Source organism: Aquimarina algiphila, from assembly GCF_007489275.1.
GTDB classification, from domain to species: Bacteria; Bacteroidota; Bacteroidia; order Flavobacteriales; family Flavobacteriaceae; genus Aquimarina; species Aquimarina algiphila.
Window position 1 is genome coordinate 23,444 of the sequence record NZ_VLNR01000047.1, and the last position, 20,018, is coordinate 43,461.

At 32.2% G+C, this 20,018-nt stretch carries 16 protein-coding genes; 2 read left to right on the forward strand and 14 right to left on the reverse strand.

The window, feature by feature from the left end; genetic code table 11:
- Positions 1–6: 6 nt before the first annotated feature.
- The 9 genes from FOF46_RS20060 to FOF46_RS20100 form a co-directional block, all read right to left on the reverse strand.
- Positions 7–1,038: a hypothetical protein gene (locus FOF46_RS20060; protein ID WP_109436212.1), complete on the reverse strand. Its 1,032-nt coding sequence runs from the start codon at positions 1,036–1,038 to the stop codon at positions 7–9.
- A gap of 339 nt (positions 1,039–1,377) precedes the next feature.
- Positions 1,378–1,926, reverse strand: a complete 549-nt coding sequence (rfbC, locus tag FOF46_RS20065) for a dTDP-4-dehydrorhamnose 3,5-epimerase (protein WP_143917668.1) — start codon at positions 1,924–1,926, stop codon at positions 1,378–1,380.
- Positions 1,927–1,928: 2 nt separating this feature from the next.
- Entirely contained in the window at positions 1,929–2,786 is an 858-nt protein-coding gene (rfbA, locus tag FOF46_RS20070) for a glucose-1-phosphate thymidylyltransferase RfbA (RefSeq protein WP_109436214.1), read from the reverse strand.
- Positions 2,787–2,849: 63 nt separating this feature from the next.
- On the reverse strand, positions 2,850–3,863 hold the full coding sequence (gene rfbB, locus FOF46_RS20075; protein ID WP_143917669.1) for a dTDP-glucose 4,6-dehydratase: 1,014 nt from the start codon (positions 3,861–3,863) through the stop codon (positions 2,850–2,852).
- A gap of 7 nt (positions 3,864–3,870) precedes the next feature.
- The gene (locus FOF46_RS20080; protein WP_143917670.1) at positions 3,871–4,842 is read right to left on the reverse strand and encodes a type I phosphomannose isomerase catalytic subunit; all 972 of its coding nucleotides are present in this window, start codon (positions 4,840–4,842) and stop codon (positions 3,871–3,873) included.
- Between the two features lie 25 nt (positions 4,843–4,867).
- On the reverse strand, positions 4,868–5,872 hold the full coding sequence (locus FOF46_RS20085) for a hypothetical protein (RefSeq protein ID WP_143917671.1): 1,005 nt from the start codon (positions 5,870–5,872) through the stop codon (positions 4,868–4,870).
- A gap of 5 nt (positions 5,873–5,877) precedes the next feature.
- Positions 5,878–7,572 (reverse strand): DUF6909 family protein, encoded by a 1,695-nt coding sequence (locus FOF46_RS20090; protein ID WP_109436218.1) that lies wholly within the window; start codon positions 7,570–7,572, stop codon positions 5,878–5,880.
- A 90-nt stretch (positions 7,573–7,662) separates the two neighbouring features.
- The gene (locus FOF46_RS20095; RefSeq protein ID WP_109436219.1) at positions 7,663–9,162 is read right to left on the reverse strand and encodes a GH3 auxin-responsive promoter family protein; all 1,500 of its coding nucleotides are present in this window, start codon (positions 9,160–9,162) and stop codon (positions 7,663–7,665) included.
- Between the two features lie 6 nt (positions 9,163–9,168).
- On the reverse strand, positions 9,169–10,041 hold the full coding sequence (locus FOF46_RS20100; protein ID WP_109436220.1) for a M23 family metallopeptidase: 873 nt from the start codon (positions 10,039–10,041) through the stop codon (positions 9,169–9,171).
- Positions 10,042–10,299: 258 nt separating this feature from the next.
- Here FOF46_RS20100 and FOF46_RS20105 point away from each other — a divergent pair, with 258 nt between their 5' ends.
- Positions 10,300–10,494, forward strand: coding sequence for a Sec-independent protein translocase subunit TatA/TatB (locus FOF46_RS20105; protein ID WP_109436221.1), 195 nt, complete (start codon positions 10,300–10,302; stop codon positions 10,492–10,494).
- Between the two features lie 185 nt (positions 10,495–10,679).
- On the forward strand, positions 10,680–10,883 hold the full coding sequence (locus tag FOF46_RS20110) for a hypothetical protein (protein WP_109436222.1): 204 nt from the start codon (positions 10,680–10,682) through the stop codon (positions 10,881–10,883).
- Between the two features lie 44 nt (positions 10,884–10,927).
- On the opposite strand, the gene FOF46_RS20115 is transcribed toward FOF46_RS20110, so the two are convergent.
- From FOF46_RS20115 to FOF46_RS20135, 5 genes are all read right to left on the reverse strand, one after another.
- Positions 10,928–13,054 carry a Tex family protein gene (locus tag FOF46_RS20115; RefSeq protein ID WP_143917672.1) on the reverse strand — a complete coding sequence of 709 codons (2,127 nt, stop codon included), beginning with the start codon at positions 13,052–13,054 and terminating at the stop codon, positions 10,928–10,930.
- Between the two features lie 118 nt (positions 13,055–13,172).
- Positions 13,173–15,554 (reverse strand): hypothetical protein, encoded by a 2,382-nt coding sequence (locus FOF46_RS20120; protein WP_143917673.1) that lies wholly within the window; start codon positions 15,552–15,554, stop codon positions 13,173–13,175.
- Positions 15,555–15,735: 181 nt separating this feature from the next.
- Positions 15,736–16,728 carry a DUF4837 family protein gene (locus FOF46_RS20125; protein ID WP_143917674.1) on the reverse strand — a complete coding sequence of 331 codons (993 nt, stop codon included), beginning with the start codon at positions 16,726–16,728 and terminating at the stop codon, positions 15,736–15,738.
- Between the two features lie 19 nt (positions 16,729–16,747).
- Complete coding sequence (locus FOF46_RS20130; protein ID WP_143917675.1) at positions 16,748–18,373, reverse strand: lytic transglycosylase domain-containing protein; 1,626 nt, start codon at positions 18,371–18,373, stop codon at positions 16,748–16,750.
- Positions 18,374–18,637: 264 nt separating this feature from the next.
- Positions 18,638–19,825, reverse strand: a complete 1,188-nt coding sequence (locus tag FOF46_RS20135; RefSeq protein WP_143917676.1) for a phosphoglycerate kinase — start codon at positions 19,823–19,825, stop codon at positions 18,638–18,640.
- Between the last annotated feature and the right edge of the window lie 193 nt (positions 19,826–20,018).

Consider the following 20,018-nt stretch of genomic DNA (forward strand, 5'->3'; position numbering starts at 1 on the left):
TTTTTATTATTTATCATAATTCATCAAATATTTATTTAATGAAATCATAACCAATGTCAAAAATAAAACACTCACTAATAAGATTGGTGTCAAAACAATTTTTTTACTAAAAAAGTCACTTACCAATGCTCCTTTGTTAGGGAATTCAGAAATGATATTAACAGTATTCTTTGTATTTGCTTTCTCCTTATTTAATTTAATTTTTTCATTCTTCAATTTTTGTGCTTGATTAAGCAATTCAATTTCTGAAGATTGATAAGGTTTATTTTCAGCCAAGTTAATACTTGTTGCACCATCAGGCTTTTTAGCTTCTAAAATTTTTATCTTTTTATAGAATTCTTGTAAATCATCAATCTCTTTTTTTTGTTGTTCTATAATTGAGTCTCCAAGAGCAATATTGTAATCATTAATCTCCTTCTGAAGTTTGAAATATTCATTGTTTTCTATAGATGTAACAATTGCTTTTTGACATTTTTTTGCAATTTCTGGGGATGTCGTTTCTATTTCAATCTTATGAAATTTAGCATTGATGTCATTAAAGTTTTTTAAATAATATTCATAATCCACTTGTTGTTGAGATATTGAATCTAATTCGCCAATAAATTCACTGAATTGTTTTATTCTCTGTGTTTCGTCAGAAAATGATTCTATAGTCACTTTATTAATATATAATGCTTCTTTTTCATCAATATGAAAAGCTTCTGCCAAAGCTTTATTTTCTTGCTGTATTGCCAATTGATTGTAAAATTCAATATTATTGTATAATTGTTGAACACTATTAAAATTAGGTTCTATAATCATCGAAGATCTATATGTTGGTTGAGCAATATGATCTAAATATCCTCCTATTGCTAAGCCTATAAATCCAACCGTAATAAATTTTAAAAAATGTCCTCTTATAAATTTGAGGAACAAAATTGATAGGTGAAAAATACTTTTAAATATGTCTCCAATAAGCTTAAAGAATCTATTAATCATAGTTCCTATAAGGTGAAATAATTGCCCCAAATCAATTTCTTCCGAAGTATGTTCTTTCATCGTCGTAGGTTAACTTTATTTTAGGAATTAAACCATTCCTTAATTGATAAATTTTTAAAAACCAAAACTGAAAATCCAATAGATTCAAAATACACAGAGATACTCTAAAAAGAGTTCTTAGCTTTTGAGAATTAATTGAAAAAAGTGACGATAGGGTAGGAAAAACGTCAACTATAAAATACAATTACTTGTATCTATTTTAACTGTTATTTAGTCTGTTTCTTTTCACTTAAAAAAGAAAGCGGCGGCAATTTAATGAAAGAAAAATGGTTCTGAAACGTTTTTATAAAACTTAACATTTCACTAACAAATACCAATTATTCTCTTAATAATTTAAGATTATGCATTTTTTAAATCTGTTAAAAACGGTAGACAACCATCTTTTTCTGACAATTGAATTATTGAGGAATCTAATCTCCAATCAATATTAAGATCCGGGTCATTATACATAATCCCAGATTCTGAAGATTTATGATAGTAATTATCACATTTATAAGCAAATATTGCACTTTCACTCAATGTTACAAATCCGTGAGCAAATCCTCTTGGAACAAATAATTGAAAATTATTTTGATCATTTAATAGTATTGCAAAGTGTTTTTTATAGGTTTTGGAATCTGGTCTTAGGTCCACAGCAACATCCAACACTTCACCCCTGATCACTCTAACCAATTTTGCCTGTGCATAGGCACCTGTCTGAAAATGTAATCCTCTAAGAGTTCCTTTTCTAGAAATCGACTGATTATCCTGAACAAAATTTACATTATATCCAGAGATTTCCTCGAATTTTTTTTTATTAAAGCTTTCAAAAAAAGACCCTCTGCTGTCCTTAAAAACATTAGGTTTAATTACAAAACACCCCTCAATAAAAGTTGATTGAATTTCCATATTTAATCTAATTGTAATAGGTATTTACCATAACCGCTTTTGATAAGAGGTTTTGCCAAACGATGAAGTTGTTCTTTATCAATAAAACCTTTTTTGTACGCAATTTCTTCTATAGCTCCAATTTTAAGGCCTTGTCTTTCTTCTATTACCTGAACAAATTGACTGGCTTGCATAAGAGAGTTAAATGTTCCTGTATCCAGCCATGCTGTACCTTTATCCAGAATACTTACTTTTAACTTCCCTTTCTGCAAATATGCATTGTTAATATCTGTAATTTCTAGTTCACCACGAGAACTAGGGGTTATAGCTTTGGCAATTTTTACAACTTCATTATCGTAGAAATAAATTCCTGGCACTGCATAATTAGATTTTGGAGCTTCAGGTTTTTCTTCTATAGAAGTGGCATTACCTTGGGCATCAAAATCAACAACACCATATCGTTCTGGATCTTGTACGTGATATGCATATATAATTCCTCCATCCGGATCATTATTTCTTTCTAATAATGCTTCTAAACCAGAACCATAGAATATATTGTCTCCCAGTATTAGAGCAACTTTATCCTGACCTATAAATTTTTCCCCAATAATAAAAGCTTCAGCTAATCCATTGGGGTGTTCTTGTATTGCATATTCGAATCGACATCCATAAGTAGTACCATCTCCTAATAATTTTTCGAATAACGGTAAATCTTGTGGAGTGGATATAATTAATATTTCTCTAATTCCTGCCGAAATTAATGTAGAGACCGGATAATAAATCATCGGCTTATCATAAACGGGCATCAACTGTTTACTAATTGCCAATGTAAGTGGATGTAAACGCGTTCCTGAACCTCCTGCTAGTATTATTCCTTTCATTATTGTATTTATTATCCTAAATGGATTTCTGTCTTCAATAAAAGTTGAAAGTCCAAAATAGTATTAGTTTTTATACTTTTTTAAATACCACTTAATAGTTTTCTCAATCCCCGTTTCAAAATTCTCCTCTGCTGCCCACTTTAATTCGTTTTCGATTTTAGATGCATCAATTGCGTACCTAAAGTCATGACCTGGACGATCGGTAACAAAAGTAATAAGATCTTTATAAGATGTTCCTTTACTTCTTGCTACGACTCTATCCAAAATTTTACAAATTGTAGTGGCTATATATAGATTTTCTCTTTCGTTTTTGCCTCCAATATTATAGGTTTCTCCTAATTTTCCAGTCTTTAATACCAAGTCTATGCCTTTACAATGATCTAAAACATATAACCAATCTCGTACATTTTTACCATCACCATAAATAGGAATATTTTCTTCATTAACTGCTTTTCTGATAATAGTTGGGATTAATTTTTCATCATGTTGTCTCGGTCCATAGTTGTTTGAACAGTTTGTCGTAACCACAGGCAATCCATAGGTATGAAAATAGCTTCTAACCAGCATATCTGAAGATGCTTTTGAAGCACTATATGGACTGTTAGGTGCATAGGGTGTGTTCTCATTAAAAAGACCCGTTTCACCTAATGTTCCATATACCTCATCTGTAGAAACATGCAAAAAACGAGCATGTTTATATTCTGGATCAAATTCATTTGGTGATTTCATCCAGGTTTGATAAGCGGCCTGCAATAGATTAAATGTTCCTACAATATTAGTTTCGATAAACGCTTTTGGACCAGTGATAGAATTATCAACATGGGATTCTGCGGCAAAATGGACAACGGTATCAATTTGATATTCCTTAAAAATTGTCTTAACTGTATCCCAGTCACAGATATCTCCTTCAATAAAAGCATAATCTGCCTCTTTTTTAATCTCAATATTTTTAAGATCTGCAGCATATGTTAGTTTATCAAGATTAACGATTTTTGATGTTGTATCTTTTGCGATAAGGTTTATATAATTTGACCCTATAAATCCTGCACCACCTGTTATTAAGATATTCCTCTTCATGTTATATTTAGATATACACTTCTAACAATTTCATTTCATTATTATCGCTTTCTATAGATATATTTTCAATCGTGCGAGGAATGAGTATTGTTTCACCAAATGAAATTTTTTCAGAATAGTCTATAGTACTTATTGTCCCGCTTCCTTCTACGCACATTAAAATTTTAAATGAATCTAAGCCATTATACTCTCTTTTTAGAGTGCCATCCACCTCTATTGCACCTGTCGTAAAATAAGTTCCAGAAATAAGATTATTCACCTTATTTTTATCCTTATCATACTCTAATTTAAAAGACCGATCTCCTTTAAAATCTAAGGCGTCCAATGCTAGATCAGTATGTAATTCCCTTTCATTTCCTTCACTGTCTTTTCGATCCCAATCATAAACTCTATAAGTAATATCAGATGTTTGTTGAATCTCTGCAATCAAAGATCCACCTCCTATGGCATGTATTCTTCCTGCTTTTATAAAATAGCTATCTCCTTTTGTAATAGTTTCGAAATTGAGTAATTCTGTAATTTTTCCATCTTTTAGAAACGTTTCATACTCTTCTTTGTTAGTGTCTTTGTTAAATCCAACAATTAACTTAGCATCAGCATCGGCCTGAACTACATACCACATTTCTGTTTTACCAAAAGAATCATGTCTTTTTTTTGCTAATGTATCATCTGGATGGAGTTGGATCGATAAGTCTTCTCTAGCGTCGATAAACTTAATTAATAATGGAAATTGATCTCCAAACTCTTTATATACCTTTTCTCCTAATAGTTGCGTTGGATACTCTTTGATAAGATCATCTAATCTTCTCCCTGCATATACTCCATTTGAGATCACTGAAATATCGTTATTTACAGTAGAAATCTCCCAGCTTTCACCAATATTATCGTCTATTGCAGGCTTATTAAGAATTGTTTTTAGTTTATTTCCCCCCCAAATTTTTTCTTTTAGAATAGGGTGAAATTTTAACGGGTATAGCATAAATATATTTTTTACAAAACTGTAATTATTCTTCTTCCTCAACAAAATTCTTTATAGTTCTTGATAGATATTTTAAAAAGAAAAATAACGAAACTAATAGAAAGAATAGTACTGGAACAGTAAATAACATATTATTTACCATTTTTTTCTTCCTTGAAATCACATCTCCATAATCTACAAATGAGAATATTTCCTTATCCAAAACCAAAGCCTGTTCTTGCTCGTTAATCAACTCCATTAAAAGTTCTTTCTTCTGTAATAACGAAGCAACAGAAAGCATAGGGATTTCTTGACTTGGAGAATATAAAACAACAGCTTCTCTTTCTACTTTCAAAGGAGTTTTTTTAATATTTTCCAGATAGGTATCAATAAATTCTAATGATGTTTTGTTTCTTTCTAGATCAATTTTATTTTGCTTAATAAAGAGGTTTGACACATCCCTATAATATTGATTTGATTTGATATACTTCAAAATAGAGGATACTAATTTCTCATTCTCAACGCTAACACTATTAAATTCAATACTTATTTTATGGTGTTTATAAAAATCTCTGAATTTCTCTTCTTCTATCTGATCCTCATCATATGCATTCATTATATCTTTAAAAAATTCTCTATTCTCATATCTTTTTTCAAGATTATCTAATACATCTGTTCCTTTTATAATAGGCTCTATTTTAATGTTTTTAATGTTTTTGGCATTATCAACAGTAATTCCCAATTTATCAACAAAAACATCATCTCTTAAATTGATTTTTAACTCATCGATAAAATCATATATGTATTTTGTACTATTATATTTAGGTTCAATTATTATCTCTTGTACAATATCAAATTTTGCATCTTTCCTTTGCTCTAAAAAATATCCAGCAATACCTCCCAAAATCAACAAAACTAGAAATAAAATTGCTTTTTTCTTATAAAATGTAATTACCGAAATGATCAACCTAAGAAAGTTCCTAAAACCTCCTTTTATCATGCTAAAAATCTGCATCATATCTATTTCGTCACTGTAATTTTCATTACTCATAATTGTTATCCTTCTTTAAATATTTGTTCTATTATTTTTTCAGTAATGAGGTATGTAGGTTTTACACCTGTTGTTCCTAATCCTCCTGAAGCTAATGTACTTCCTGTTTCTAATGGATTATCAGAGGCATAATATGCATATCGCACTTTAACTTTTGGGCTTATACTTCCTCTAAGTTTTGAAGCAGATTGTATTGCTTTTTGATAATGAGCTCCTTCCATTTCTAATCCGATCACATTCCAGGTTGAGTCATGAAAAAACTTTAATATATCTCTGTTCTGTAATGATGTTCCTAAAACGGTAATCATAGCTCCATCATAAATATCAATACCATGACCTTCTAATTCTTTCTTTTTTAGCTGATTTTTAAACGGGTAATTATCTGCTGTCCCTTCAAAAACGTGAGCAGAAGGTATCATAATATCTCCTTTTCCTCCTTCAAGAATACCAGCTTTACCCATAATAGAAACAGACTTGACATCCAGATGTACTTTATCACCTTCAATATTTATATAAGGTTTTAATAATTCATCCATAGTTTCATACGCTTGTTCTCCAAACGCATAGTCCATAACAACAATTACAGGTTTATTCTCATTTTCTAAATCAGCAATATGGTTTTTGTATTCACCTTCTGGGGATTGAATAGTATCAAAAATCTGAACATTAATATTTGCTCCACTTTGATCTTCGATATATGTCATTCCTTTCTGTAAAGCTAATTTCTCTACTCTAGCTCTTAATTTATCATTTTTGCTTTCGCTTAATGATTCATAAATATCAAATGTACTCTTGTTTTTTAATTCGGTCTTTAGAGCAATTGGTGCATACAATGCATTCATTACACTGTGCATGTTTGCACTTATAACATGAATCGGACGTTGAAGTAATTTAAGTTCTTCTAATTTCTTTTTTATTGAATTGGCCCAAATCTCTCCATGAATATGGTGTCCTAGCCTTTCTCTTAATACTGGGCTAAAAGTGACTATTCGCTTATTGTCTTCTATCGATTCTTCTATCGCTAATTTACCTAACCAGTAAATAATCTCTAAAAAACGTTCTTTGCTTTCAGGACAAGAAAAATCATTATAAACAGAAGAAACTTCTTCAAAAGTTCTTCCTAAAATATTTGCTGTATGTGTAAGTGCTACTTCTCTTTCGGCTTTAGTTAAGTCTTTTTTTGATAGCACCGCTTTTTCTAACTTTTGCCAATCTCTGGTTACTTTTCCTTGTTCATTAATCACGACTCGATTCATAATCTTATGTGACTCTATAAACAGGAATGTAAGATGCGTAAGTATATCATAAATTTCAGACCTTCCTCTGGTAATTTCAATATTCATCTGCTCCTCATCAATACGATAGCAATTTCTTCTTCTTTTTGGAGGAACAATTGCCTTAAAATGAGAGTTTTTATACCCTTCTTCACTAGTAAGATTAATATATCGACATTCTTCAATACCAAAGGGTAAACGATCTATTACATAAAGAAGTCCATTAAGTTCTACTTTTTCTTCTGCTACAGAACCATAAATTTCGGGGCGTAGAATAAGAAGTGCTTCTCTTAATGTATCTCCAGAAACACCCATAGGCTTATAGAAACCTCTATTAAAAAGATGACGCATAGTAATGTACATGCGTTCGATCGCGCTTGAGCTTTCCTGAGCCCTTGTCCTACCTTGTAATATTAGATTTGCCATAAATTTTTCCTAGCAAATATAAGTATACTAACCGAACATTGAAATGTCATGTATAATTATGTTTCTTTTTCGTTCAAATAATGATTTAAACTATTTATCAATCATAGCGGTAAGTTTGTCTGCAATATTTCTATCATTAGACAATCTGGGAAGCTTATTTTGTCCTCCTAATTTACCAACTGATCTCATGTAGTCTTTAAAACCATCTTTAGGGACTGGGGTTATTTTTAGAGTTCTTAATATCTTCCCTTCGATCAAATCATCATAGTACGAGTTTTGCCTTCTTAGTGAATTTTCTATTTCTAATGCCAGTGCCTCGATATCAACTGGAGTTTCTTTAAACTCTATAAACCATTCATGGTATGGTAATTCAGAATTATCTGGATTAACCTGTGGTGCAACGGTAAAGTCATTAATCATTGCTCCTATGGTGTCTGCACCTTCTTTAAGGGCTTGATCTACTTCTTTTCCGATTACATGCTCTCCAAAAGCCGAAATAAAATGTTTTATTCTTCCAGAAACGATTAGCCTGTAGGGTGTCGTACAGGTAAACATTACAGTATCTCCAATATTATAAGACCATAATCCTGCAGTAGTAGAAACAAGCATTACATAATTAACACCTTTTTCGACCTCACCAATAGTTAATCTTTTAGGTTTCTCTTCAAAAAACTCTTCTGCCTTTACAAATTCATAAAACATCCCAGAATCTAACTGCAGTAGCATACCTTTTTCATTTTGCTTATCCTGAAAAGCAAAGAATCCTTCTGATGCAGGGTATAGTTCGATACCTGCAACTTTTCTTCCTATCAATTTTTCAAATGTAGCTTTATAGGGTTCAAAATTAACTCCGCCATATATGAATAATTCAAATCCTTTAAACAGGTCTCCTATAGTTTTATTCGTTTTCTGCTGTAGTTTTTCAAAATACATTTGTACCCATGGTGGTATACCACTAATCACAGTCATATTTTGATGTATTGTTTCTTCAACAATTGCATCTACCTTTTCTTCCCAATCTTCGATACAATTTGTTTCCCAGCTTGGTAATCTATTTTTTTGTAAGTACTTAGGTACATAATGTGCCACGATCCCAGAAAGTCTACCCAGCATTACTCCATTTTTTTCTTCCATCTCTGGGCTTCCCTGAAGAAATATCATTTTACCATCAACAAAATCAACTTTTCCGGTCTCTTCTATATAGCATAAAATTGCATTACGTGCTGCTCTAATATGAGTAGGCATCGAATCTTTGGTTAATGGAATATACTTGGCTCCACTTGTAGTTCCTGATGTTTTTGCAAAATATAAAGGTTTCCCCGGCCAAAGCACATCTTTTTCTCCATCTACAACTCGATTAACATATGATTTTAATTGCTCATAATCTCGTATAGGAACATTCTTTACAAAATCCGAATGTGTTTTAATATTCTGAAAATTATGATCCTTACCAAACGCAGTATTCCCAGCCACTTTTATTAAATCTTTAAAAACCTTCTCTTGGGTTTTTATCGGATTTGATGACCATTTATTAATTTTCTTGCGAATGCGCTTAGCAAATATTTTAGCTCCTAATGATTTTAAGGACATAGATAATTATTGTTCAAAATCAATAAAATTAGACGGATCAGTAGGGTATCCATCTCTCCATAATTCAAAATGTAAGTGAGGCCCTGTTGATAGTTCTCCTGTAGAACCAGCAGTAGCAATTACTTCACCGGCTTTAACTTGTTCTCCTTGTTGTTTTGTCAACGAGGCGTTATGTTTATATACTGTAAGCAAATTGTTACCGTGCTTAAGTATAATCACATGGCCCGTTTCTGCCGTCCATTCAGCAAAAATTACAGTACCAGAAGATGCTGCTTTTACTGGAGTATCTTTTAGAACTGCAACATCCACTCCATAGTGTTTTTCTGTCGCATTATACTCAGAAGTGATATTACCTTTTACCGGCGGAAATAGTGAAAAGTCTAAACTCGATTTTTCACTTTCGAACAGGCTATATCTATCTTCTTTAGACACTTCTTCACGAAGTTTAATATCTTGCTCAGAAGGTTTTAAATCAATTTCTTGTGGGTTTATTTTTTGAGACTGTATTGCAGAATCAATATCAAATTCTACCGTTTTTACATCTCCTGTCAATACTTTTTTAATTGATTTATAGTATTCTTGATTTATCATGATTCTGGATTCCAAAGAATCGGTGGTAGCAACTAATTGAGTTGCTCTTAAGTTTAATGAAGTAGAAGAATACCCGGGAATATATTCTCGAAGTGGTGTAAAAGCGATTAAAAAAGTTGTTCCTGCTACCAGAACTATTGACGTTATGGTAACCATTACAAAAACATTAAGTCTGTTAAGCTTAAAAGATATACGTTCCTCAAAGGTATCCTCATTAAGGATAACTAAGCGATACTTATTAAGCAGCTTTTTAGTAATCTTCTTCTGTTCTTTGTTCTTTTTTGCCATGGATTACATCTTCCGTAAAGAATGTTATCAAATAGGTATTATTCGCAAATATACATAATCTACAAATATCAAAATATAAGCTTTTTGATATATAAATGTTTCTTAAATAACGTATCATCAAGAACGTTTTCTCTGCTCCAAAAATTATCTAAAACACAATACAATTTAAGGAATCATCATTCTTTAATGGTTAAAGATTATATAAATTGCATCAGTTTCATCATTTCTTGCTAACTTTGTCATCTAATAGTTAAGATCATGATATTATCTAGTATAGTTTTAGGAATGATAGGTCCATGGCAAATTGCTTTAATCGTAGGAATCGTACTCCTTTTATTTGGAGGAAAAAAAATTCCCGAATTAATGAGAGGCCTAGGGAGTGGTATAAAAGAATTTAAGGATGCTTCGAAAGAAGAAGAGGAAGAAGATCCAAAAATTGATGAGAAAAAATAATTTTTCTCATCATCAAATACATACAAAAAAACCAACTCTTTTTGAGTTGGTTTTTTTGTACACACTAATCATTATCATTTATGCAACGTTGAAAAACATAAAGTCCTTATTATAGCTACATGCCAATAAATTAAGTGTTTACAAATAATTTTATATGTTTGTATCTAACACTAAACAACAATCGAATGAAAAAAATAGGTTCGTACATAGCTATTGCAGGAGCTATATCAATTCTTTTAAATTTTTTTAATTACAATCTTAAAATTCTCATATGGATTGATTCCTGGGGACTAACAACAGGATGGATAATCAGAGTTGGAATACTTGTTTTGGGATTGATTTTATTTTTTATGGGCTCTAAACAAACGAGCGAAGAACAACCTGAATAAAATATCAAGCCTTATAGATATTAGATATTTCTATAAGGCTTTTTTTAATCCACAAGAGATAACTGTATCCTCTTTCTATTCATATCTACATCTACTACAGTAACCATTAGATGTTGATGTAATTGCACAACGGCATTTACATCGCTTATATATTCATTCGCCAGTTTTGAAATATGAATTAATCCACTTTCTTTAACTCCTATATCTACAAAACATCCAAAATTTGTAATATTATTTACAATTCCTGGTAGTTTCATTCCTGCTTTTATATCTGCTATAGTTTTTACGTTTGGATCAAATTCAAAAACTGTAACTTTCTTTCTGGGATCTACACCAGGTTTCTCTAATTCTTTAACAATATCGGTTAACGTAGGAAGCCCCACTTCGTCGGTGATATAGCCCTGAAGTTTGATTTTTGAAATAGCTTCTTTATTTCCTATTAACTCAGTTACAGGGACCCCAGCGTCCTTAGCCATTTTAGAAACCAATTGATATCGTTCGGGATGAACTGCAGAGTTATCTAGTGGGTTTTTAGGGCTTGTAATTCTTAAGAATGCAGCAGCTTGTTCATAAGCTTTTCCTCCTAATCTAGGCACTTTTTTTAATTCTTCGCGAGACTGTAATGCGCCATTTTCTGATCGATAAGCCACAATATTTTCTGCTAGTTTTTCTCCAATCCCAGAAACATAACTTAATAATGGAACACTAGCTGTATTTACATTAATTCCTACACTATTCACACAACTCATTACTACAGTATCCAATTCATTTTTAAGCTTGGTTTGATCTACATCGTGCTGGTATTGTCCCACTCCAATAGATTTTGCATCAATTTTCACTAATTCTGCTAGTGGGTCTGCCAGTCGTCTGCCAATAGAAACCGCTCCACGTACAGTCACATCATAATTAGGAAATTCTGCTCGTGCTATTTTGGAGGCAGAGTATATAGAGGCGCCACTTTCATTTACCATAAAAACTTGTATAGGGTTTTCGAATGGTATTTTTTTAATAAAAGCTTCAGTTTCTCTTGCGGCAGTACCATTTCCTATTGCAATTGCTTCTATCTTATACGCATTTACAAGGGATCGTATCTTTTTAATTGCTCCTGTGACTTCTCTTTGTGGAGGATGAGGATAGATATTCTCGTTATGCAATAAATCTCCTTGCTTGTCAAGACAAACGAGTTTACAACCTGATTTAAAACCGGGATCTAATGCTAATATCTTCTTCTGCCCTAAAGGTGATGCCAGTAATAACTGTTTTAAGTTTTGTGCAAAAACTTTAATCGCATTATCATCTGCTTTTTCTTTTGATTGATTTAATATTTCTGTAGAAATTGCAGGAGCTAATAGACGTTTATACGCATCAGAAATTGCTAAAAATACATGATCGGTACAAGCTTCAACATTGGTTCTAATCATCACATCATCTATAATATCCAATGCATCATTTTCGGGAACGGTAATTTTTACTCTTACAATTTTTTCGTTTTCAGCCCTTAGAATTGCTAATAATCGATGTGACGGACATTTATGAAGTGGTTCCTCCCAATCAAAATACTGTTGATATTTCTGAGCTTCTTCTTCGTCTTTTTTTGCCTTGATCACGGTAGAAGCTATGGTCGCTTTACGTTGGTATAATCTTCGTAATCTATTTCGAATTTTTTCGTCTTCATTAATCCATTCTGCAATAATATCTCTAGCTCCCTGTAGTGCCAATTCTTCTGTAGAAATTTCATCGTTTAAGTATTGTGATGCTACAAAAAGAATTTCTTCTTCTTTCTGTTCTATAACAATCTTTGCTAACGGTTCTAAACCTTGTTCTTTGGCAACAGAAGCCTTAGTTTTTCTTTTTTTCTTATACGGTAAATACAGATCTTCTACTTGAGTAAGTGTATCTGCCAATAGAATTCTCTTCTCTAATTCTGGAGTTAAAGCTTCTTGTTCCCGAATTGCGGTAAGAACACTTTCTTTTCTTTTTTGAAGTACTTCAAAAGCCGTTTTATATTTTACTATTTCGCCAATAGCTACTTCATCCAAATCACCTGTCATTTCCTTACGATATCTGGAAATGAAGGGAATGGTAGCTCCATCATCTAAAAGAGAAATGGTTTTGGCAATTTGTTTTTCTGAAATAGGGATTTGTTTAGCAACAAAAGAAACAACACTCATAAAAATCATTTTTTAGCATCGCTAAATATATTATAAACCACAAAGAATTCAAAGGTGAATTAAATTCTTAACCTTACTCCTTATAAGCACTTAATTTGCATCAGGATAGAGGCCAAATTTATTCTAGTTCTATCATTTCCATTTTGGAAATCAAACTTCCATCGGTACCCATTCCTTCAATAAAAAGTCTAATGTTTTTTGTAAATGTATCTGGTATTTTAAGCGTAGCAACTCCTTTTGAGTCGAAATTTATATACGGTTGCCAATGAATTGTACCAAAATCTCTAAAAAAGGGATCCTGATAACTGGTATAGATGGGGTTGTAAAACTCTTTAATCGGTTGAAATCCTTTTTTAGTAGTATACTCAGAAAGTTTTGTTGCTAGTCCACTTGATACAGAGTTCGTATTTGAAAATGTTTTTTTGCTATAAATTCTAATCACACCGTTACCGCCAACACCTCCTCCTATTCCTGAACCAAATCTATCGTAATATACATTTTCTACATCTCTGGTACGAATACTAAGTAAAACACTAATGTCTATAAGTTGTATATCATCTACATACACTACAGGTGCATTTGGATTTGAAGGAATTCCTGAAAACTCATCTGGTGGTAATCCCGAGGTTGTTCTTGTATCCGTATTAAGATTTAACCTTATTCCCACAACCTGAGTTAAATAATCTGTTATGTTGATGAAAATATCCCTTTCTTTTTCACTAATTTGTATGGGTTTTCCTTTTAAGAAATCAAAATCAACTTCTTCTTGCCTTTTTCTCCCTTGTATAATTACCTCATCTAATAATTCTGCATCATCAAAAAAATATTCTGGAATCAAAACATCTAATGCTCCTCTTTCGTTTATATTTATATTAGAAGCAGTTAAAACCAGTGGTTTTTTTAATCGATTAGATTGTATTTGAATATATGTTCCTTCCTTTACAAATTTGCCATTAGATTTTACTGCAGAAATACTAATCACTTCACCCTTCTCAGGATAAAAGTTTTTAATTGTAAATGATCCTTCGCTGTCAACATCAATTAATCTGGAAGTATTTTTTTTGGTTGGATATAGATATACTTGTTTGATATCTTTATTCTTTGTGTTCTGAAGTTTTCCTTTTAATGTCAAGCCATTATTAAAATCATACATTTTCTTTGGCTTTTGATTAAAAATCGTATTCCAATTATACCTGCTCCACCCCTGGGTAATCAATAACAAATCCAAATCATATGCTTTTCTCCTGGTACTCTTATTAGGAAAATAATATTTTGGGTTTTCAACAAATCCTTTAATGTATGGATTAAGCAGCATGGCTGAGTGTATATTATCCTGATGCGTATATGATTTTGTTCCTCCCGGCAATACAGAAACACTCAGATTATATACGATATTATCTCTTTGAGGGGCTTTTACATTAAGTAAAAGAGAATCATTGATCGTTTTAAGGTACGTCACTTCTATATCTGTATACGTTTCTTCTATACGATTAAAAAGTAAACGCTCTAAAATAGGAGTATTATCTTTGAATAGTGTAATTGTATTCACTCCAGAATATAATTCTTCTCTTTGTATAGATATGGCTTTGCTTATTTGACCAGGAGAGAAGTTGATTGCTATCCTTTTTGAAGCATTGTTCTTATGAATCAATAAATAATAATTGTTATCTTTTAATGCATCTACCGTATTTGCATTTGTATTAAATTCTATGATTACATTATCTTCATAAAGATTATTAATACGTATTGCTATCCCTTTACTCTCTGCTTGAGGGAAAGGTACTTTTATTTCACTTTTATTATCTAATACTAAAACAGCAGTATATTTTATACCAGAGCGTGGTTTAAACTTAAATTTACCGATACCAAATTGATTAGATTTAAAAGATCCAACAACAATACCTTGGTCATCAAGTATACTACCATTATCAAAAGAAACTCCATACCCTCGATTATTAATCAATTTGAAGCCTATAGTATTTTCTGTATCAGAAACCATATACCCCCCTTCTGGTAGTAATTGAAAATCATATCCTTCTTCTTGCTGATTTGTGGTTTCATTTATAGACTTATTTACAATACTTATTTTTTGAACATAAGAGTCATCCTCTATAAAATTATTCATCCAATTTGTAGAAGCTCTTAAGTAATAGTTTCCGCTTGCCCAGGTAGAATCTATTTTTATATTTCCTTGTGTACTGCCATAATATCCCAAAAACAAACCGCTATATACTTCGTTTCCTTTATCGTCAAAGAGTTCTACATTTAGGTTTGTTGTAAATCGTGACGGAAGGTTATTTTTTCGATCATATGTATATTCTTTAAACCATATTTCTTCTCCATGAAGATATGTGCTTTTATTAAGGTGAACGTATACCGTTTCTCTTGGAATATCAAAGTATTGTGCGTTAGCTTCTTCTGGAGAAATCTGAAGGGTTTCTTGTGCTGACAATGATACTACAAACAAGAAAGAGATTACGGTAAACAACTGTCTCTTCATAATGATGATTGTGTGAAATAAACGGTACTTATTACCCAATAAGTATCAATTATCCTTTAAACCAACCGATCCAATATAATCTTAACAACACAATCTGTTTTGTTGAAATAAACAGTCACAAATTTTGACAACATATATGATGTATCCGGCATTCTAAATTCAAACAAGATACTTTAAGGGTTTACTCAAACTTTATAGATTTCATTATAGCCTCCAACTCAAACATATTGTCTCTTTTATTGATTGAAGGAGCAAATACGAAGCCTTCTAATACTACTAATCTATTATTTACTTTATCTTCTATTGCATAATTAACAAATGGGCCCGCCATAAACCTATCCTTAATCTCCCATGTTCCTTTGGTTTCAAAAGTGAATCTACCATCCAGGGTTGTCTCATATAAATATGGAGCATATGCTTCTTCCGTAATAAAATGACCCACCTCTGAAGTTGGTATTTTTATGGCGCCTATAGAATCTCTCATTTTTATAATACTAGAAACGGTGTTTGAATCTTTAGTTACAATTCCTAATGGAAGTTCGTATAGCATTAAATTCATACTTCCATTAGTCAAATCTTTACGTATCCAGAAAAAATCTTCTTCTTCTATTGCAATACGATAAGCTGTAGGAATCTTAAGTGTAATTCCTAGTTTTTCCTTTAATTGAGGGATTTTCTCAAGTGATTTCTGTATTCTACTCTGTTTTTCTAGAGTTTCTGTGGATTTAAATCTTGAAACGATCGTTTCTTGATGTTCTCTAATCAATGAAATAATATCAGCATCACTCGAACCAGAAATCACAACACCCAGTTGAGGAGTTGCAAATTTATTGTTCAATACTCCGTACTTTCTTTCTTCTTCTTTTCCTTTTTTGATCCATAAAAAGGTACGATTTTTTCTTGCTAAACCAGAAAATGCAGCCATTGGCATTTGTCTCATCGAAAACAAAGGTTCCTGTTGAGGTAATCCAGGTACTTCTGCACCCAAATATTTACGTATTGTATCCCCAACATTACTTTTCCATAAATCATTCTCAATAACAACAGAGAGTTCATTTATTTTTCCTACAGAGTGAGCCATGGCTCCCTGATTCTTTGTTTTTTTGTCTTTTTTGGTCTCTGTACAACTAATGATACAAAGCAGGCAAATAATTGCAAGCGATAATTTCCTCATAAAGTGATGATATTTGCGGTTATGATTTCGAAAGTTTCAATGTCATACCTGGTTTTATACCACTACCGCTAATATCGTTCCAATTTTTAAGATTTTCTACAGAAATACCTTTAAATTTTTGTGAAATACTCCATAAGGTGTCTCCAGTCTTTACTGTATAGGATTCTGAACTGCTGCTTACTGCCTTTGCTGTAGTCTTAGAAGTTGTTGTTTTGGTTCGACTTACAACTGGTCTTCGAGGGTAAACGGTAAGACGTTGACCAATTCTTAGATTATTGCTACGTAAACCATTCCATTTTTTTAACTGGCTTACTCTAACTCCGTATCTCCTTGCGATTTTTCCTAAATAATCACCACTACGAACTCTGTATCGAATTCTATCACTAGCTTCAGAGTATTTTGGAAGCGGTTTTTCACGTTTATCAAAGTCAGCTTTGGCTAATGCATAGATTTGATCTTCATTAGATACAAAAGGGCCTATTTTATCCAAAGGTAAACGTAATACATAATCTTCATCTTTGATATACGGGATAATATCTAACTTATATGAAGGGTTTAAAAACTGTAATTCTTCGATATCAATATTTACATATTCAGAAACCTGATCCAGGGTAATCATATGTTTTACTTTAATTGTATCGGTTTCAAAATAGGTTACTTCTGGTTTTCTTGGTTTAAAACCGTGTTTGTCTGCATATTCAAAAATATACATGGTAGCTAAAAAGGCCGGTAGGTAACCTGCGGTCTCTCTAGGAAGGTTATGTCTAATATTCCAGTAATTTTTATATCCTCCACTACGTCTAATTGCTTTGGTAACATTACCTGGTCCAGAGTTATATGATGCTAAAGCAAGATCCCAATCTCCAAAAACTTTATATAGATTAGCAAGATATTTACATGCAGCTTTGGTCGACATAATAGGGTCCATACGTTCATCTACATAAGAGCTAACTTCTAAACCAAACATTTTACCTGTACCAAACATAAATTGCCATAAACCTGTTGCTCCAACTCTCGATTTTGCTCTTGGTTTTAAAGCCGATTCTACAATAGCCAGGTATTTTATTTCTAATGGAATATTTTGATTGTCTAATTCCTGTTCAAAAAGAGGAAAATAAAATTCGCTCAAGGCCATTAAACGTCCTAAATGCTCATGACGGTTTTTTAAATATCTTTTAATTACACTTTCTAAAGAAGGATTATATTCTACATTAAAAGGGGTCCTGGCATTTAATTCTGCCAATCTCGCTTTTAATGTATCTGTAGGCAGGTCTACATATTCTACTGGCTCATATGCTAACTCTGTAACTGATTTATAAATAGTATCAAAAAGACTTGAGTTATACAATTCTTGTTTCCAGATAGAATCCAACTCTGACATTTTGGGGTGATCCTTCGCTGCGTAGATTACACTATCCTTTGCACTGGTCGATGTTAGGGTAGTTATTTGCATCTCTCCACTCGTTTTGATCACTTTGGTGGTATCTACCACTCTAATTGTATCTTGTTTCAAAGTCAGATTTTCTTTCAGCAAAATCTCCTTAGCGTTTTCAGATTTTGACTGTTCCTGAGGTGGTGTTTCTTGTCCAAATATTGAAACTGAAACCAATAGAAAAGAAAGAAATAATGTGCGATAGTTGTTCATTTTACAAATTCGTTTATTGAAATTGTTTAAAGTTTATAGTTCTTAGAAATTTTGGGGCTATCAATATTGTTACTCATCTTAATTAATGACTATAATAAACATTAATTAACATGTTATCAACAATTACTGCAGCGAAAATCGTATTTTTTTTCTAAACCGCAAAAAATCAGAGCGTTAAAAACACAAAAAAACCGGTTAAAATGTCCGGTTTTTCATAATTTTTTCAAAAAATAAGTGTTTTCTTACACGTTTAGTGGGTTTTTCTTATTTTTCTATTGCAGCTATTCCTGGCAATGTTTTTCCTTCTAAACTTTCTAACATTGCTCCTCCTCCTGTAGAAACATAGCTTACTTTATCGCCAAAACCAAACTGTTTTACAGCAGCAACAGAATCACCACCTCCTACAAGAGAGAATGCTCCTTTTTCTGTAGCTTCTGCTATAGAATGTCCTAAGGCAATTGTTCCCTTGGCAAAATTTTCCATCTCAAAAACACCTAATGGTCCATTCCATAAAATAGTTTTCGATTGTAATATTACCTCATGAAAATTCTTCATCGTTTCTGGACCTGCATCAAGCCCTTGCCATCCGTTAGGTATCATATCCACATCCATTACTGCAGTATTTGCATTGTTGTCAAAGGCATCTGCTCCTAATACATCTACAGGTAAATGAACCTGAACTCCTTTTTCTTTTGCTTTTTTTAGAATTTCTAGAGCAAGCTCTTGCTTGTCATCCTCACATATAGAATCTCCTATTTGCCCTCCTTTTGCTTTAATAAATGTATATGTCATTCCACCGCCAACGATAAGGTGATCTACTTTATCCAGGATATTTTCGATAATTGTAATCTTTGAAGATACTTTTGAACCTCCTAGAACAGCAGTTACCGGTTTTTCTCCACTTCTTAACACTTTATCAATACTTTCTATCTCTTTTGCCAATAAGCTACCAAAGCATTTGTTTTCTGGAAAAAACTGTGCTACGATAGTAGTTGACGCATGTGCTCTATGAGCAGTCCCAAACGCATCATTAACATAAATATCGCCCAACTTAGATAATTGTTCTGCAAAACCAACATCTCCTTGTGTTTCGTTTGGATGAAATCTTAAATTTTCTAGCAATAATACTTCTCCAGAGTTTAGTGCAGAAACTGCATCCTCTGCTTCTTGTCCAACACAATTCGCTACGTACTTAACCTGAACCCCTAAAACATCTGCTACCTCATCTACGATATGTCGCAAAGAAAATTCGTCTTGTACTCCTTTAGGTCTCCCCAGATGAGACATAAGAATTGCGCTACCACCATCTTCCAATACTTTAATTATTGTAGGTTTTGCTGCTTGAATCCTTGTATCGTCTGTTACTTCAAATTTTTCATTAAGGGGTACATTAAAATCTACTCGAATTAATGCTTTTTTATCTTCAAAATTAAAATCGTTGATTGTCTTCATCTTACTGGATTGGTATTAAGCAAACGAAAATAATTCTATTTCGTTAAAAACATCAAAATCTAACAGAAAAATTACGCTAAACCGAATACAAACTTTCACTTTTATCATTTTTTTACAAAAAGGGCTTTTTAAATAAAAAAATCGTATTGTTTTTGGCTATTAAACTTAAAGCAGATTTGAAAACTCTACTTAT

What these genes read in the sequence shown, in the direction of transcription:
- FOF46_RS20060 (WP_109436212.1), bottom strand. Translation starts at nt 1,038, where the DNA reads ATGAAAGAACATACTTCGGAAGAAATTGATTTGGGGCAATTATTTCAC.
- FOF46_RS20100 (WP_109436220.1), bottom strand. Translation starts at nt 10,041, where the DNA reads ATGGCAAAAAAGAACAAAGAACAGAAGAAGATTACTAAAAAGCTGCTT.
- FOF46_RS20130 (WP_143917675.1), bottom strand. Translation starts at nt 18,373, where the DNA reads ATGAACAACTATCGCACATTATTTCTTTCTTTTCTATTGGTTTCAGTT.
- FOF46_RS20085 (WP_143917671.1), bottom strand. Translation starts at nt 5,872, where the DNA reads ATGAGTAATGAAAATTACAGTGACGAAATAGATATGATGCAGATTTTT.
- rfbA (WP_109436214.1), bottom strand. Translation starts at nt 2,786, where the DNA reads ATGAAAGGAATAATACTAGCAGGAGGTTCAGGAACGCGTTTACATCCA.
- FOF46_RS20080 (WP_143917670.1), bottom strand. Translation starts at nt 4,842, where the DNA reads ATGCTATACCCGTTAAAATTTCACCCTATTCTAAAAGAAAAAATTTGG.
- FOF46_RS20095 (WP_109436219.1), bottom strand. Translation starts at nt 9,162, where the DNA reads ATGTCCTTAAAATCATTAGGAGCTAAAATATTTGCTAAGCGCATTCGC.
- FOF46_RS20105 (WP_109436221.1), top strand. Translation starts at nt 10,300, where the DNA reads ATGATATTATCTAGTATAGTTTTAGGAATGATAGGTCCATGGCAAATT.
- FOF46_RS20115 (WP_143917672.1), bottom strand. Translation starts at nt 13,054, where the DNA reads ATGAGTGTTGTTTCTTTTGTTGCTAAACAAATCCCTATTTCAGAAAAA.
- rfbC (WP_143917668.1), bottom strand. Translation starts at nt 1,926, where the DNA reads ATGGAAATTCAATCAACTTTTATTGAGGGGTGTTTTGTAATTAAACCT.
- FOF46_RS20120 (WP_143917673.1), bottom strand. Translation starts at nt 15,554, where the DNA reads ATGAAGAGACAGTTGTTTACCGTAATCTCTTTCTTGTTTGTAGTATCA.
- FOF46_RS20110 (WP_109436222.1), top strand. Translation starts at nt 10,680, where the DNA reads ATGAAAAAAATAGGTTCGTACATAGCTATTGCAGGAGCTATATCAATT.
- FOF46_RS20135 (WP_143917676.1), bottom strand. Translation starts at nt 19,825, where the DNA reads ATGAAGACAATCAACGATTTTAATTTTGAAGATAAAAAAGCATTAATT.
- rfbB (WP_143917669.1), bottom strand. Translation starts at nt 3,863, where the DNA reads ATGAAGAGGAATATCTTAATAACAGGTGGTGCAGGATTTATAGGGTCA.
- FOF46_RS20090 (WP_109436218.1), bottom strand. Translation starts at nt 7,572, where the DNA reads ATGGCAAATCTAATATTACAAGGTAGGACAAGGGCTCAGGAAAGCTCA.
- FOF46_RS20125 (WP_143917674.1), bottom strand. Translation starts at nt 16,728, where the DNA reads ATGAGGAAATTATCGCTTGCAATTATTTGCCTGCTTTGTATCATTAGT.